The organism is Novosphingobium nitrogenifigens DSM 19370 (assembly GCF_000192575.1).
In the GTDB taxonomy this organism is placed as follows: Bacteria; Pseudomonadota; Alphaproteobacteria; order Sphingomonadales; family Sphingomonadaceae; genus Novosphingobium; species Novosphingobium nitrogenifigens.
In genome coordinates, this window is sequence record NZ_GL876933.1 from 154,767 (window position 1) to 168,062 (window position 13,296).

18 protein-coding genes and 1 tRNA gene are annotated in these 13,296 nt (G+C 62.9%); 14 read left to right on the plus strand and 5 right to left on the minus strand.

Features of this window, described 5'->3' with window-relative positions; all coding sequences use genetic code 11:
* Window positions 1-69: 69 nt before the first annotated feature.
* The 5 genes from Y88_RS10715 to Y88_RS10735 all read left to right on the plus strand — a co-directional run bounded on the left by Y88_RS10715 (window position 70) and on the right by Y88_RS10735 (window position 2,301).
* Complete coding sequence (locus Y88_RS10715) at window positions 70-690, plus strand: TetR/AcrR family transcriptional regulator (RefSeq protein ID WP_232281032.1); 621 nt, start codon at window positions 70-72, stop codon at window positions 688-690.
* 193 nt (window positions 691-883) lie between these two features.
* Window positions 884-1,477 carry a hypothetical protein gene (locus Y88_RS10720; protein ID WP_008069095.1) on the plus strand — a complete coding sequence of 198 codons (594 nt, stop codon included), beginning with the start codon at window positions 884-886 and terminating at the stop codon, window positions 1,475-1,477.
* Window positions 1,478-1,635: 158 nt separating this feature from the next.
* Window positions 1,636-1,842, plus strand: coding sequence for a cold-shock protein (locus Y88_RS10725; RefSeq protein ID WP_018075679.1), 207 nt, complete (start codon window positions 1,636-1,638; stop codon window positions 1,840-1,842).
* Between the two features lie 4 nt (window positions 1,843-1,846).
* Complete coding sequence (infA, locus tag Y88_RS10730) at window positions 1,847-2,098, plus strand: translation initiation factor IF-1 (RefSeq protein ID WP_008069100.1); 252 nt, start codon at window positions 1,847-1,849, stop codon at window positions 2,096-2,098.
* A gap of 44 nt (window positions 2,099-2,142) precedes the next feature.
* Complete coding sequence (locus tag Y88_RS10735) at window positions 2,143-2,301, plus strand: hypothetical protein (protein WP_008069103.1); 159 nt, start codon at window positions 2,143-2,145, stop codon at window positions 2,299-2,301.
* Window positions 2,302-2,334: 33 nt separating this feature from the next.
* Here the strand turns inward: Y88_RS10735 and Y88_RS10740 are convergent, their stop codons facing one another.
* Both Y88_RS10740 and Y88_RS10745 read right to left on the minus strand, forming a co-directional pair.
* Window positions 2,335-3,000 (minus strand): GntR family transcriptional regulator, encoded by a 666-nt coding sequence (locus tag Y88_RS10740; RefSeq protein ID WP_018075681.1) that lies wholly within the window; start codon window positions 2,998-3,000, stop codon window positions 2,335-2,337.
* The gene (locus Y88_RS10745; protein WP_008069108.1) at window positions 2,997-3,932 is read right to left on the minus strand and encodes an ornithine cyclodeaminase family protein; all 936 of its coding nucleotides are present in this window, start codon (window positions 3,930-3,932) and stop codon (window positions 2,997-2,999) included. Before Y88_RS10745 ends, Y88_RS10740 begins: the two co-directional genes overlap by 4 nt.
* A gap of 216 nt (window positions 3,933-4,148) precedes the next feature.
* Here Y88_RS10745 and Y88_RS10750 point away from each other — a divergent pair, with 216 nt between their 5' ends.
* A complete protein-coding gene (locus tag Y88_RS10750) occupies window positions 4,149-4,922 on the plus strand; it encodes a hypothetical protein (protein WP_008069110.1) in 774 nt (257 codons plus the stop codon).
* 28 nt (window positions 4,923-4,950) lie between these two features.
* On the opposite strand, the gene Y88_RS10755 is transcribed toward Y88_RS10750, so the two are convergent.
* Both Y88_RS10755 and Y88_RS10760 read right to left on the minus strand, forming a co-directional pair.
* Window positions 4,951-5,439, minus strand: a complete 489-nt coding sequence (locus Y88_RS10755) for a hypothetical protein (protein ID WP_008069111.1) — start codon at window positions 5,437-5,439, stop codon at window positions 4,951-4,953.
* 367 nt (window positions 5,440-5,806) lie between these two features.
* Window positions 5,807-5,880 (minus strand) — tRNA-Gln (locus tag Y88_RS10760).
* Between the two features lie 158 nt (window positions 5,881-6,038).
* On the opposite strand from Y88_RS10760, the gene Y88_RS10765 reads away from it, so the two are divergent.
* The 3 genes from Y88_RS10765 to Y88_RS10775 all read left to right on the plus strand — a co-directional run bounded on the left by Y88_RS10765 (window position 6,039) and on the right by Y88_RS10775 (window position 8,316).
* Window positions 6,039-7,319 carry a Ppx/GppA phosphatase family protein gene (locus Y88_RS10765; protein WP_008069113.1) on the plus strand — a complete coding sequence of 427 codons (1,281 nt, stop codon included), beginning with the start codon at window positions 6,039-6,041 and terminating at the stop codon, window positions 7,317-7,319.
* The gene (locus Y88_RS10770) at window positions 7,316-7,993 is read left to right on the plus strand and encodes an RlmE family RNA methyltransferase (RefSeq protein ID WP_008069114.1); all 678 of its coding nucleotides are present in this window, start codon (window positions 7,316-7,318) and stop codon (window positions 7,991-7,993) included. The genes Y88_RS10765 and Y88_RS10770 overlap by 4 nt, the downstream gene beginning before the upstream one ends.
* 86 nt (window positions 7,994-8,079) lie before the next feature.
* Window positions 8,080-8,316, plus strand: coding sequence for a DUF2312 domain-containing protein (locus tag Y88_RS10775; protein WP_008069116.1), 237 nt, complete (start codon window positions 8,080-8,082; stop codon window positions 8,314-8,316).
* Between the two features lie 47 nt (window positions 8,317-8,363).
* On the opposite strand, the gene Y88_RS10780 is transcribed toward Y88_RS10775, so the two are convergent.
* Entirely contained in the window at window positions 8,364-9,098 is a 735-nt protein-coding gene (locus Y88_RS10780) for a CPBP family glutamic-type intramembrane protease (RefSeq protein WP_157132636.1), read from the minus strand.
* A 151-nt stretch (window positions 9,099-9,249) separates the two neighbouring features.
* Here Y88_RS10780 and Y88_RS10785 point away from each other — a divergent pair, with 151 nt between their 5' ends.
* The 5 genes from Y88_RS10785 (at window position 9,250) to ruvB (ending at window position 12,920) form a co-directional block, all read left to right on the plus strand.
* Window positions 9,250-9,993, plus strand: a complete 744-nt coding sequence (locus Y88_RS10785; RefSeq protein WP_008069120.1) for a YebC/PmpR family DNA-binding transcriptional regulator — start codon at window positions 9,250-9,252, stop codon at window positions 9,991-9,993.
* Window positions 9,994-10,033: 40 nt separating this feature from the next.
* Window positions 10,034-10,510, plus strand: coding sequence for a crossover junction endodeoxyribonuclease RuvC (gene ruvC, locus Y88_RS10790; protein ID WP_008069122.1), 477 nt, complete (start codon window positions 10,034-10,036; stop codon window positions 10,508-10,510).
* Between the two features lie 123 nt (window positions 10,511-10,633).
* Window positions 10,634-11,188, plus strand: a complete 555-nt coding sequence (locus Y88_RS10795) for a DUF4337 domain-containing protein (protein ID WP_008069123.1) — start codon at window positions 10,634-10,636, stop codon at window positions 11,186-11,188.
* Window positions 11,189-11,262: 74 nt separating this feature from the next.
* Window positions 11,263-11,883 (plus strand): Holliday junction branch migration protein RuvA, encoded by a 621-nt coding sequence (gene ruvA, locus Y88_RS10800; protein WP_008069124.1) that lies wholly within the window; start codon window positions 11,263-11,265, stop codon window positions 11,881-11,883.
* A complete protein-coding gene (gene ruvB, locus Y88_RS10805; RefSeq protein ID WP_008069125.1) occupies window positions 11,880-12,920 on the plus strand; it encodes a Holliday junction branch migration DNA helicase RuvB in 1,041 nt (346 codons plus the stop codon). The genes ruvA and ruvB overlap by 4 nt, the downstream gene beginning before the upstream one ends.
* Window positions 12,921-13,296 lie beyond the last annotated feature (376 nt).

Below are 13,296 nucleotides of genomic sequence, written 5' to 3' on the forward strand. Positions count from 1 at the left end.
CCGAAAGGCGAAAGCGCGCGCCGTTTACGCCTAGCCGATCATGCCTGCCAGACCATGCCGGAAGGACCGATGCGAGACCTGCTTTTCCCCCCTTCGAACGGCGGCTATGCCAAAGGTCAGGAAACCCGCGAGGCGATTCTGACCGCGGCGCTGCGCGTGCTTGTCGACGAAGGCTATGCGGCGATGACCATGCGCCGCGTCGCCAAGGAATGCGGCATCCGGTTCGGCAACCTCACTTATCACTATCGCTCGCACGAGGATCTGGTGAACGCGTTGTTCGAGGCGGTGATCGGTGCTTACGAGGCCGAATTCGCCCTGATCGTCAATGACCCGGACACCGCGCCCGCCGACCGTCTGCGCCGGTATTGCCGCTTCGTCCTGACCGACATCCAGACCCGCGAAACGACGCACATCTTTCCCGAGATCTGGGCGCTTGCCAACCACAGCCCGTTCGTTGCCCGGCTGATGACCGAAATGTACCGCCGGGCGCGGGCCCCCATTCTGGAAATCCTGCGCGACATGCGCCCCGACCTTTCCGAACAGGGCCACGAGGATCTGGCGCTTTTCGTTTCGGCTACCATGGAAGGGATGACGATGTTCCTGGGGCACGGGAAACTCCACGCCGATCGCCTCTCCGCGCTGATGGACATTCAGGTCGAAGCCTTTCTCTCGGCCATCGCGCGGGCATGATGGCTTTCCTTTCTTGCAACGAACGGTCGCATCAAGGGTTGGACCTGCGTCCCCAATCTTGATAGGGGCGCCCCGTACCGGCAGTTTCTCCCTTTCAAGCACTGCCGGCTGAGAGCCTCCCATGCTCCCGCTTGCCTCGGAGCATGATGATTGATCACAACTTGCTGCAAAGCCTCTCAGGATTTCCGCCCGCGTGCCTGACCGATCCTCGCTGCTTCTTCGCGCCGCGCACGGCATGGCCCCCTCGGTCGCACCGCAATCCGATCTCTCCGGACTGAACCGGGCTTATGTGGTAATGGAATCGGGCTGCCGCTTCCTGATCGCGCGGGGCCGTCACAGGGCTTTGACCGGCCACCACGACCACGGCCATCCCCTGGTGCGGTGGCGGATGGCCGGAAACAGCCTCAAGGAACTGGATCGCTTCCTGTCGATCCTGCTCCAGGAATGCGCCGTGCTCAGCGGGCGCAAACTGAAAAAAGGCGGGATCGGCGAGGATACCGCCGCCGGGCTCCACTGGATCGACGCGTCCGGTCACCACTTTTCGACCGACATGACACGCCTGCGGGCCATCGAACGCATTCGCAAGGCCGCCTGCGGCGAACAGATGATCGGCAGCGGCGTCAGGCTCGAACGCGACTTCGCCGTTGCGACCGCCGGGCTTCCCGCTGCGGGCAGAGCGAGAGTGCGCCCCCCCGAAATCAGCGATCAGGCCATTGCCGCGATTGCCGAATTCTACCTCGCCCTTGCCGACCGCCTGCATGCGCGGTTTGCAGAAGGCATCGTCTGACCTTGACTTTTCCACAGGCTACCCCTAGATAGGACCCGCTAACGTCGCATGCGACGGAAATTGATGCCTTTTGCGGCTCTCCTTCCTTTCTCACGCTACCGGCTCCATCCGCAATCTTGCGGGTGGGTTTTTTCGTTTTCGTGAAAAGGAAACATCCCATGGCTATCGGCACCGTCAAGTTCTTCAATACCGACAAGGGCTTCGGCTTCATCGCTCCTGATGAAGGCGGCGATGACAGCTTCGTCCACATCAGCGCGGTCGAACGTTCGGGCATGCGCACGCTGCTCAAGGATCAGCGCGTGAAGTACGAACTCGAAACCGACAAGCGCGGCAAGACTGCCGCCGTCAATCTCGAAATCGTCTGACGATATGGCAAAAGAGGATCTTCTGACCCTCGAAGGCCAAATCGACGAAATCCTGCCCGATGGTCGTTTCGGCGTCATGCTCGAAAACGACCATCGGATCATCGCCTACACTGCTGGCCGGATGCGCAAATATCGCATCCGTTCGATTGTAGGCGATCGGGTTCTTGTCGAAATGACCCCATACGATCTCGAAAAAGGCCGTATCGTGTTCAGGGAAAAAACCCCGGGCACCGGCTTGCAACGCAAGCGGCGATAAAAAGCCGCAACTCACCATGACGCATGATCGCGTCCAGGAAATTCATGTACACCGCATCTTACGATTTCAGTAACTTCAACGCTCCTTCCCACCCGCACACCGCCCGCCCTGCCGAAAAGGCACCGGGCACCACGACCCGCCGCACGTCGCCGGTTCTCTCCCGCGAGGAACTGCGCCGGATCGTCATGGAAATGGTCGGGTAAACAGCCAAGGGCGGCGACACCGCCGCCCCGCTGTCATGTGACCGGCAGATCCGCAGGCACCGCGTGACCTGCCCAGTCCCCGACAACATGATCGAGATGATGGCGCAACAGCGCGCCTGCCGTGGCGGGGTCCCTGCGCCGCACGGCCTCCAGCAAGGCAAGATGCTCGTCCGTCGATCCGGTCAGCCCGCCTTCCCCGAAATTGTGCAGGCCATAAAGCCGGGTCTGATCGCGCAAGGTTCCGATCGTGTCCGTCAGACGCCTGTTGCCGAGCTTGGCAATCAGGGCGAGATGGAAATCGCGATCGAACGCGAGAAACCCGATGATGTCGTTCATCTCGGCCGCGCGGGCGCAACGCCGGCACAAGGCTTCGGCATCCGACAGGTCCGGCACCGGGTCCATCGCGGCCAAAGCCTCAATGGCGGGCACTTCCAGCATCACGCGGATAGCGTGGATCTCTTTGATGTCCGCGCGGGAAATCTCGCGAATCCGGAAACCCCGGTTGCGAACCAGTTCGACGAGACCATCGTTTTCGAGTTCGAGCAGAGCTTCGCGGATCGGTGTCGGCGACGTCCCCAGTTGCTGGGCAATGTCGCCGATCGAATAGAGACTGCCGGACCGCAACGCCCCCGATACGATCTGCTGGCGCAGCGATCGTGCCGCGCCGTCACGCAAGCTGAGACGTTCCAAAGGGATCACTTCAAGCCATCCTCCGCAAGGCTCTTCGTCAGCACATTCATGGCCGCCCAATCCTGAGGGGCGATGCCGACCGACTTGAAGATCCGCCTTCCCACAACCGGCTCGGCCGGTTTCCGCAATACTTGCCCCAGCGGAACGATCCCGTCGAGCCCCAAGGTCCCGGCGGCCAGCGCATCGATCAGTTCCCCGGCTTCTTCAAGGCAGGCCTGAACCTCGTCGACATAGACCCTGCCCACTTCGGCCAGCAAAGCCTGGGGCAATTCATGCATGGCCGGGACATAGGATCCGATCGCGGCGAAAAACGCATTCTCCTTCGTCCCGCGATGGTCGAACAGCGGTTCGAGCGAAGGCGTTGCGCATCCGATGATGTCAGCGTCCTCGAGATGCGCACGTGCATCGGTCACCGCGTCCACCCGCAAGCCCGGCGTTTCATCGGCCAGAGTCTGCGCCGCGCGTTCGGCCCGATCGGGATTGCGTCCGACAAAGACGACATGGGTGAGCGGGCGCACGGCCAGAAGAGCGCGGGCCTGCTCGATCCCTTGCGCCCCCGTACCGAACACGACCGCCTTGCGCACCGTCGCAGGCGCCAGAAAATCGGCCGCAACCCCGACAATCGCGGCCGTACGGATCGCCGTCACACTGGCCGCATCGACCACGACCGGATCCTGTTCGCCCGGCCCGACCCAGCTTATCGTGCCCTTGATCCTCGGTTCCCGCGACCCGTCGACAGTCAGCGTCTTGACCACGACGGAACGGGTCGGACGGTGCCACACCGGCATGGCCAACCCAAAGCCGCCACTGAATTGCAGGCGCTGCGGCGTTTCGAATTCCCCGGCCTCGATCCGAATGAGCGTATCACGGATTTCCGCGATCACTTTCTTCATCGGCGCGAGACGACGCACCGCTCCTTCATCCAGCACATGGATTGCCATTGTCGGACACCTTCCTCGTCTGCGACCAATCAGTAATACCTTACCGGTCGCATACTGTTTCGTCCATCGGGACGAAACCACCACCGCAAGGTTCCCGGTTGATTTTATTTGATATGTTGTCCCGAAATTGATCCGCCTTCCCTTGACGGCAAGCGAGCCCGGACACCTTAATATCGACGCAGAGACTCCCGTTCTGATCCCCAAAGGAGTCCTCTCATGACGATCAGCAGCGTTACGAGCGCCAGTATCGGCGCCACCACCCCCGTCTATCAGCAAGGCCAGACAGCGGCGACGGCGACCACCTCCGAGACCGGCGCCACCTCCCAGACCAGTGCCGCCACCTCGTCGGATACGACGACGGCGACGAGTTCATCCACTTCGACCAGCAGCACGGACATCCGGGCGGCGCTCGACACGCAGATCAACAGCGATGTCGCCTCCGGAAAGCTGTCGGCAAGCGACGCAAGCGCAGTCAAGGCCGTGCTCGACAAGATCGACCAGACCAGCACCGGTCAAACCGGGACCACGGGCACAACGACGGCCGCCGGAAGTTCATCAGGCACCGGTGCATCGACCGATTCGACGTCGACCGATACGTCCGGCACCAGCGGAACATCAACGAGCGGCAGCACCTCGTCCAGCGGCAGCACGTCATCGAGCAGCAGCGCATCATCGGGCAGCACTGGAGCTGCAAGCGGCGGTGGTGGCGGAGGCGGCGCGGGCGGAAGCGGAACCACCAAGACCGAAGTCAGCGAAACCGTCACCGTCGTCGCCAATATCAAGACAACGGTCATCACCTACAGCGACGGCACCAGCGACACGACCACCACCGCCGCCACGCCCGCAGACCTGCAGAAATACGAGACCCAGTCACAAAAACAACAGGATCAGACTTCGGCCACAAAAACCGACCAGACCAGCCCCGAGGCTCTCGCGCAGAAATACCTCTCGACGATCGCGCCAGGCAGCCTGCTCAACCTGATGGCCTGAAAAAGGGGGGGGCATGCCCCTCGCCCCCTCAACCGGCGGCGTCGGACAGACTGATGACAATCGCGGTTTTCCCGGATTTGGAATCCACGATCACGGAGACACTCTTGCCGTCTACCTTACCCCCCAGCATGCCACCGGTCGGCAGTCGGATGTCCATCGCAATGTTGGCGCCATGCCGACCGAGTGCATCTCGATAGAACGACAGCACGGTCGCACCGTCCGCAGGCGTATCGAGACGCACCATCCGCCCCTTCCCCTTGTCATCCTGTGTCCCGATCACCGAAACGACCACCGCCCCGGGATAGCGAGGAGCATAGGCGGGAAGCGCCACATCCTGAACCGTGGCGCCCGATGCGGCCGAAATCGAACCGCCATCGGTCTTGATCGTCGAGACCCCGGCAGCGCCTTGCATGAGATCGGTTTTGCCCGATGAATCGGAAGGCGCCGAGGAATGACATCCCCCAATGACCAGCGCCAGACTACCGATCCCCAACCGTACCGCGCGGATCATTTCCATCAGGGCATCCTCCCAAGGCAGAAACGCAATACTGTCCCATCCACAATCAGGGGATGGTAAAAAGGGCACGAAGACAAGTGACGTCTTCAACCCCCTATTCGAACAGTGCATTTCTCAGTTCATCACAAGATGATCTCTACCTTGAAACCCAAGCCCCAAGCCAACGATCTTCTGTTACAAACCATGACATGACCGCCACCAGGTCTGCACATCAAGCCGGATGCAAGAATAAAGGACAAGGCCCACGATCACCGATCCCCGGACCACGAAAGCACGCAGCCGCCACGCGCAAGGCCACAACCAAGCACGCAAAGCCAGCCGGCAACACGATCGCCGCGCTTAAAGCCGTTACCGATTTCAGAGGAAATGGATGCCCCGCGAGGATTCGAACCTCGATAGACGGAATCAGAATCCGTAGTCTTACCTTTAGACGACGGGGCAATGGAGGCGCGCACTTAGGCCGGGAGCGCGAGGGTGTCAAGCGGGTCTGTGCATGGTTTTTGCGTCCGCCTTGCGAGCGCCCCTCTCCGACGCTACACATTGGGGCAAGTACCCGGTCGGTATCATCCGGTTGGGAAAACATAAGCGAATTTGCGAATATGGCCGACATCGAAGCGTCGGCAGGCAAAGCGGGCAAGCGGCCCGGTCGGAGAAGGCGGCGCAAGCCGGCCGCCGCCAAGGCAGCCGCGAATCGGGCCCCCGCGCGCCCTGCCGGAACCGGCGCGGGATCTGCCCGTGCCGCTCCGACTCATCCTCCGCCACCGGCGTCTCCGCCGGAGCCTGTTGTCGCGCCACGCGGTGGCGGGACCAATCAGGCCTTGCCTTTTCCCAATCGTGCCTTGCCCTTTCATCGTCAGGCTTATGCCGCGATCGACCTCGGCACCAACAATTGCCGCCTGTTGATCGCCCGGCCCTCGGGCGACCATTTCGTGGTGATCGACGCGTTCAGCCGGGTGGTCCGCCTTGGCGAAGGGCTCGCGCAATCCGGGCGGCTGTCGGATGCGGCGATGGATCGTGCGCTGGCCGCGCTCCATGTCTGTGCGGACAAACTGCGGCGGCGCAACGTCCATCTCGCCCGTTCGGTCGCGACCGAAGCCTGTCGTCGCGCCTCGAACGGCGCCGAATTCATCGAACGCGTGCGGCGCGAGACCGGCATCCGGCTCGACATCATCACCGCGCAGGAAGAAGCCCGCCTTGCCGTGCTGGGATGCCATATCCTGCTCGAACACGGCGAAGGCCCGGCGATGATTTTCGACATCGGCGGCGGATCGACCGAAATGGTGCTGGTCGACACGACCGATCCGGTACCGCGGATTCTCGATTGGCAATCGGTGCCCTGGGGCGTCGTCTCCCTGACCGAAAGCATCGGCCCGATCGCGGACACACCCGAAGCGCGGGCGCAGGCCTATACCGAGATGCGCCGGATGGTCCGCGAGGGCTTTGCCGCGTTTGCCGCGCGGGTCGCGACCGAACATGCCGCGCAAAAGGATCTGTCGAGCGTTCGCCTGCTCGGTACGAGCGGGACCGTGACGACGCTGGCGAGCCTCCACCTCGGCCTTCCGCAATACGATCGCAGCGCGGTCGACGGGGTGATCGTCCCCACCGAATCAATGCGCGAGATCAGCCAGCGCCTTGCCCATTATTCGGTAGCGCAACGCATCGGCGTTCCGTGCATCGGACGCGAACGGGCCGACCTGGTCGTTGCCGGTTGCGCGATTCTGGAAACCATTTTCGACATCTGGCCTGCCGAACGACTGGGCATTGCCGATCGCGGCATTCGCGAAGGCATCCTGCGCAGCCTGATGGCGACCGCAAGCGACGCGGAAAAGAGCCGTCTGGCTGCGCGTCGGCGCGGTTCCGAACCAAAGGACATCAAATGAGCCGCTCCGGACGTGACCCCGGTACTCGCCTGCGCACCGCGAAGAAGCGCACCGCCTCTTCGGCCCGCTGGCTGACGCGCCAGCTCAACGATCCTTATGTGCAAAAGGCGAGGGCGGAAGGCTGGCGCAGCCGGGCCGCTTTCAAGATGATCGAGCTCGACGAGAAATTCGCCCTGCTGAAAGGCGCAAGGCGGGTCGTCGACCTCGGCATCGCCCCGGGCGGATGGAGCCAGGTCGTGCGCCAGCGTGCGCCTCTGGCCAAAGTCGTGGGCATCGACCTGCTTCCCACCGACCCCATTGAGGGCGTGACGATCTTCCAGATGGATTTCATGGCCGACGAGGCGCCCGAGGCTCTGACGGGGGCACTCGACGGCCCCCCCGACCTCGTCATTTCGGACATGGCCGCCAATACCGTCGGACACAAGCAGACCGACCATTTGCGCACGATGGGGCTGGTCGAGACGGCAGTCGATTTCGCCATCACCCACCTGGCCCCGGGCGGCGCCTTTGTCGCCAAGGTCTTTGCCGGAGGGACCGACACGACCTTGCTCAACCTGCTCAAGCGCAATTTCACGACGGTCAAGCATGCCAAGCCGCCCGCCAGCCGCAAGGATTCGTCCGAGTGGTACGTGATCGCCCAGGGGTTCAAGGGAAAACCGGCCGAGCCGGCGTGATTTCCACAGGCTGGGTTTTGCACGAATCGCCCCGAACGGCGTAAGGGCACCCGCTTTCTGACCAGATTCTTTCGGAGCATATCCCGATGGCCGACGCCGCCGACGACCGCCTGCGCCTTCTGATCGAGCGCATCGAACGCCTTGAAGAGGAAAAGAAGGGTATCGGCGACGATATCAAGGACGTCTACAACGAAGCCAAGTCGGCCGGGTACGACGCCAAGATCATGCGCCAGATCGTCCGCCTGCGCAAAATGAAGCCCGACGACCGTCGCGAGATGGAAGCGGTGCTCGACGTCTACAAGAACGCGCTCGGGATCGACTGATCCCCGATCCCGATGAGGTCACTCATCGGATCGAGGTATCGGGGATTTCAAAGCCCACCCAGCAACGCGGCGGCCAAGGCTGCCGCGTTTCCGGTCATATGGGCCAGCATCGACGCGGGAAGCCCCAGTCGCATGCGCAGATAGCCAAAGACCAGTCCCGCCCACAGCTGCGGCAGGATCATGGGAACCAGAGCCCACGACAGCGTCGGGTAATTGGACAGGTGGACGAGGCCGAAGCCCACCGCCGACAGATAGAACCAGACCGGGAAGCCGCCCGCAAACCAGGCGGGCACCGCGATGCGCCGACGCAGCACGAACCAGCCCGCCCCCCCGACGACAAGAGCCCCCAGAAAAGCCAGACTCGCGATCTGTTCGTGAATGTGGCGCATGACCAGCCCCAGCAGGAGGCTCGCCGCCAAGGCCGTCCCGAACAGCCAGAGTGCACGCGGACGCCCGGTCAGCCAGCCGCGAAAGAACGCTTCCTCGCCCAGGGGCGCGGCCAGGATCACCAGCGGCACCAGCGCCTTGTCGGGAAAGGCCCGGAACGCGTCCGGCCCGGGGAGATGCAGCGCGTGCTGCCACACTGCAAGGCCTGCGCCCAAGAGCAGCAATCCCGCGAGATAGAGCCCGGTCATCGCCGCCCAGCACGACCAGCCGTTTCCGGCCCCTCCCCGCCCCAGCAATCCCCCCCCGCGCAATCCCTCCCCGCGCAACCCCTGCGGAACGATCAGGCGTGGCGCGGCAAGATAGCCGAGGAAATCGTCGAGGACTGTCTTCACCATGGCCCCCGACATGCCCGAAATCGGGTTAAAAGGCCGTATGCTGTCGCAGCGATTGCCCAAAGCTGCACAAAAGGCTAGGGCCCGAGCCAATCCCGGCCGGCCAATCCCGGCTCAAATCCGTTCAACCTGAAAGCCCGCAAGAAGCACGACCATGGCAGGCCATTCCAAATTCAAGAACATCATGCACCGCAAGGGCGCGCAGGACAAAAAGCGCTCGGCGATGTTTTCCAAGCTGTCGCGCGAAATCACCGTCGCGGCCAAGATGGGCATGCCCGACCCGGACATGAACCCTCGCCTGCGCGCCGCGATCAACGCGGCCAAGGCGCAGTCGATGCCCAAGGACAACATCCAGCGTGCCATCGACAAGGCGTCGAAGGGTGACGGCGAGAACTACGAGGAAGTGCGCTACGAAGGCTACGGCCCGGGCGGCGTCGCCATCATCGTCGAGGCTCTGACCGACAATCGCAACCGCACCGCGACCAACGTGCGTACCGCCTTTGCCAAGAACGGCGGCAACCTCGGCGCTTCGGGCGCGGTCAGCCACGGTTTCGACCGGCTCGGCCTGATCGAATACCCCGGCAAGGTCGGTGACGAGGAAAAGGTTCTCGAAGCCGCAATCGAAGCGGGTGCCGAAGACGTCGAGAGCGACGATGAATCGCATCAGATCTGGGTTGCGGTGGAAAACCTCCACGAAGTCGCCCGCGAGCTGGAAAAGGCCCTTGGCGAAGCCGAAGGCGTGAAGCTCGCATGGCGTCCGACGCTCAAGACCACGGTCGATGCTGATACCGCGACCACCCTCATCAAGCTGATCGACACGCTCGACGACGACGACGACGTCCAGACCGTCTGGGGGAACTATGAAATCCCCGACGACGTGATGGAAAAGCTGGGCTGAGAGCCCGTTCCCGGGATCGCGCACCGGTAATGTTCGCACCATGATCATTCTCGGCGTCGATCCCGGCCTGACTTGCACAGGCTGGGGCATCATTGCCAAGGCGGGCAGCCGCCTCAGCCACGTGGCCAATGGCCAGATCCGCACAGACGCGTCGCGCACCATGGCCGAGCGCCTGGTCGAACTCGACACCACGCTGACCGATGTGATCCTTGCCCACCGGCCCGATGCGGGCGCGGTCGAGGAAGTCTTCGTCAACGTCAATCCACAGTCGACGCTCAAGCTGGGCCATGCGCGCGGGGTCGCGCTCGTCTCCCTGGCGCGCGCCGGGATGCCGGTCGCCGAATATCCCACCAAAGTCATCAAGAAGGCGCTGGTCGGCACCGGCGGCGCCCAGAAACAGCAGGTTCAGGCCATGCTGAAAGTCCTGCTGCCCGGGATCAGGCTGGCGGGCGAAGACGCAGCCGACGCTCTTGCAGTTGCGATCACCCATGCCAACATGCTGGGCAGTCATCGCTGAGCGTTTTGGATATGGAATTCGCACCGTGCGGATTTTGAAGGCGGCACCGGCCTGCTTCTGGAAATTCCGGCAATTCCGGAATGCCCCATCAAACACTTAGCTCCGCTTTTTCGGGAGAGGCTCGTGGAAGTCGAAGTCAGCGCCGAAGCCAAGGACAAGTCGCTCAACCGCCGGATCGCGATCACCGTCGTGATTCTGTCGGTCTTTACCGGCCTGTGCAATATCAAGGACGGCAACATCGTTCAGGGGATGGAGCAAGCGCAGGCCCAGTCGCTCGATACCTGGAACGAATATCAGGCGACCAAGACCAAACAGCATCTGGCCGAAACCGCCCGATCCCAGCTTGCCGCCCTCGCCGTTCCGGGCAAGGCGGACAAGGAAATCGCAGCCCTCGATGCCGAGATTGCCAAGTACAAGAGCGAGACCCCCGCCCTTGCCGCAGGGGCCAAGGCGCATGCCGACGATTACGATCACCTCAATTTCCACGACGATCAGTTCGACGCGGCCGATGCGGCGATTTCGACCGCCATTTCGCTTGCGGCAATGGCCGCCCTTGTCGAAAACGTCGGCCTGCTGTTCGCCGCATGGGCCTTCGGCGCATTCGGGATCTTCATGGGATTGAACGGATTCCTGGGCGGATCGTTCCACCCCGATGTGCTGAGCTCCATTCTGGGGTGAAAATCCGGGTGGTTTGATCCACGTGAAACATTGCCGCTGGCGCGGGCCCCTGTTCCTTGCCATAGGAACAAACCATGATCGCAAAGCTGACCGGACTGCTGGATGACACGGGCCCTGACTGGGCCGTGATCGACGTCAATGGCGTGGGCTATCTCGTCCACGCCTCGGCGCGAACTCTTGCCCATCTCGGCAATCGCGGCGACCGCGTCGTCATCCATACCGAATTGCAGGTCAGCGAGACCGACATGCGCCTGATCGGCTTTGCGAGCGCAGGCGAACGGGCATGGTTCCGCCTGTTGACCGTGGTTCAGGGCGTAGGGTCCAAAGTCGCATTGGCGATCCTGTCCGCACTGACCGTCGATGAATTGCAGCGCGCCTGCGCCGGTGGCGATTCGGCCATGGTCGCGCGGGCGAACGGGGTCGGCCCCAAGCTCGCGTCGCGCATCGTCAACGAATTGAAGGACAAGGCGGGCGGTCTTGCCGGACTGTCGGGCGGCGCGGGAATCACGGCCGAACCGGGCGAGGCGCCGGTCGTTTCCGGCTCGGCCAGTGCCGACGCCGTTTCCGCCCTGCAAAACCTCGGCTTCAAGCCTGCCGTTGCGGCCACTGCCGTCACCAAGGCGATCGAGGAACTGGGCGAGGATGCGTCGCTCGGTGATCTTGTCCGCGTCGCGCTCAAGCGAGCCACGGCATGACCGACAACCCTCTCCTTACCCCCCAGCGCCAGCCCGAAGATGTCGACGCGGCGCTGCGCCCCAAGACTCTGGGCGAATTTATCGGACAGGAAGGCGCGCGCGAAAACCTGCGTGTTTTCATCGAAAGCGCGCGGCAACGACGCGAATCCATGGATCACGTGCTGTTCTTCGGTCCTCCGGGTCTGGGCAAGACCACGCTGGCCCAGATCATCGCGCGCGAACTGGGGGTCAATTTCCGTGCCACGTCCGGGCCGGTCATTGCCAAGTCGGGCGATCTTGCCGCCTTGCTGACCAATCTCGAAGAAGGCGACGTCCTCTTCATCGACGAAATTCACCGCCTCAACCCCCAGGTCGAGGAAGTGCTCTATCCGGCGATGGAAGATCGGGCTCTCGACCTTATCATCGGTGAAGGGCCCTCGGCACGGTCGGTACGGATCGATCTGCCCGGCTTCACCCTGATCGGTGCAACCACGCGTCAGGGTTTGCTCCAGACGCCTTTGCGCGACCGTTTCGGCATTCCCGTCCGCCTGCAATTCTATACCGTGGCCGAACTCGAACGGGTGGTGACGCGCGGCGCAAATCTTCTTGGCATCGGCATCGAGCCCGAAGGCGCCCATGAAATCGCCCGACGTGCGCGCGGCACCCCGCGCGTTGCCGGTCGCCTGCTGCGCCGTGTGCGCGATTTCGCGCAAGTGGCCGGCAGTCCGACAATCACCCAGGCCATTGCCGACAAGTCCCTCACCCGGCTCGAAGTCGACAAGCTCGGCCTTGATCTTCAGGATCGCCGCTATCTGATGATGATCGCCGACATCTACAAAGGCGGCCCCGTCGGTGTGGAAACGCTCGCAGCCGGCCTGTCCGAGCCGCGCGACACCATCGAGGAAGTGATCGAGCCTTATCTCATCCAGCTCGGGCTGGTCGCCCGGACAGCGCGCGGTCGCTGCCTCAACGACCGGGCATGGCACCATCTGGGGCTGCCGGTACCGCAACAGCCGGGCGCAAGTCCGATGCCGGGCCTGTTCGACTCCGGCAAGTGAGCGTCCGGCGGTCACGCGCCGATCATTCGATTCCACGTCAAACCCGACACGGACGGTAAGAGGCGCTTCCAATTCGGTCTCGAATTGGGACATAGTTACCAGCCGCTTGCCCGGGTCCCGTTTTGACAAGTGCTTAACGGCACAAATTTGGTTAAGAGCATTGCTCTGGGCGTGCTGATCTGCGTTCACTCTTGGTGAGGGTGAAGTGCGGACCGAGGGAATCGTCAGGGACGAGTCTCTGATCCCCCTCGAATTGGGAACAAAGGCTTCGATCATGTCGTTTCGGATGGCATTGGTAAAACTGGCAGCTTGCGCAGCAGGCGGCGCGGTGATCGGCGGGGGCGCCGTCCACATGTCCGAGGCACCTTCGGCAGCG

Excerpts from the sequence above, each read along its gene's own strand:
- Y88_RS10775 (WP_008069116.1), top strand. The coding sequence starts at position 8,080 with ATGGCCGACGCCGCCGACGACCGCCTGCGCCTTCTGATCGAGCGCATC.
- Y88_RS10725 (WP_018075679.1), top strand. The coding sequence starts at position 1,636 with ATGGCTATCGGCACCGTCAAGTTCTTCAATACCGACAAGGGCTTCGGC.
- ruvC (WP_008069122.1), top strand. The coding sequence starts at position 10,034 with ATGATCATTCTCGGCGTCGATCCCGGCCTGACTTGCACAGGCTGGGGC.
- infA (WP_008069100.1), top strand. The coding sequence starts at position 1,847 with ATGGCAAAAGAGGATCTTCTGACCCTCGAAGGCCAAATCGACGAAATC.
- Y88_RS10765 (WP_008069113.1), top strand. The coding sequence starts at position 6,039 with ATGGCCGACATCGAAGCGTCGGCAGGCAAAGCGGGCAAGCGGCCCGGT.
- Y88_RS10755 (WP_008069111.1), bottom strand. The coding sequence starts at position 5,439 with ATGGAAATGATCCGCGCGGTACGGTTGGGGATCGGTAGTCTGGCGCTG.
- ruvB (WP_008069125.1), top strand. The coding sequence starts at position 11,880 with ATGACCGACAACCCTCTCCTTACCCCCCAGCGCCAGCCCGAAGATGTC.
- Y88_RS10785 (WP_008069120.1), top strand. The coding sequence starts at position 9,250 with ATGGCAGGCCATTCCAAATTCAAGAACATCATGCACCGCAAGGGCGCG.
- Y88_RS10770 (WP_008069114.1), top strand. The coding sequence starts at position 7,316 with ATGAGCCGCTCCGGACGTGACCCCGGTACTCGCCTGCGCACCGCGAAG.
- Y88_RS10750 (WP_008069110.1), top strand. The coding sequence starts at position 4,149 with ATGACGATCAGCAGCGTTACGAGCGCCAGTATCGGCGCCACCACCCCC.
- Y88_RS10715 (WP_232281032.1), top strand. The coding sequence starts at position 70 with ATGCGAGACCTGCTTTTCCCCCCTTCGAACGGCGGCTATGCCAAAGGT.
- ruvA (WP_008069124.1), top strand. The coding sequence starts at position 11,263 with ATGATCGCAAAGCTGACCGGACTGCTGGATGACACGGGCCCTGACTGG.
- Y88_RS10745 (WP_008069108.1), bottom strand. The coding sequence starts at position 3,932 with ATGGCAATCCATGTGCTGGATGAAGGAGCGGTGCGTCGTCTCGCGCCG.
- Y88_RS10780 (WP_157132636.1), bottom strand. The coding sequence starts at position 9,098 with ATGGTGAAGACAGTCCTCGACGATTTCCTCGGCTATCTTGCCGCGCCA.
- Y88_RS10735 (WP_008069103.1), top strand. The coding sequence starts at position 2,143 with ATGTACACCGCATCTTACGATTTCAGTAACTTCAACGCTCCTTCCCAC.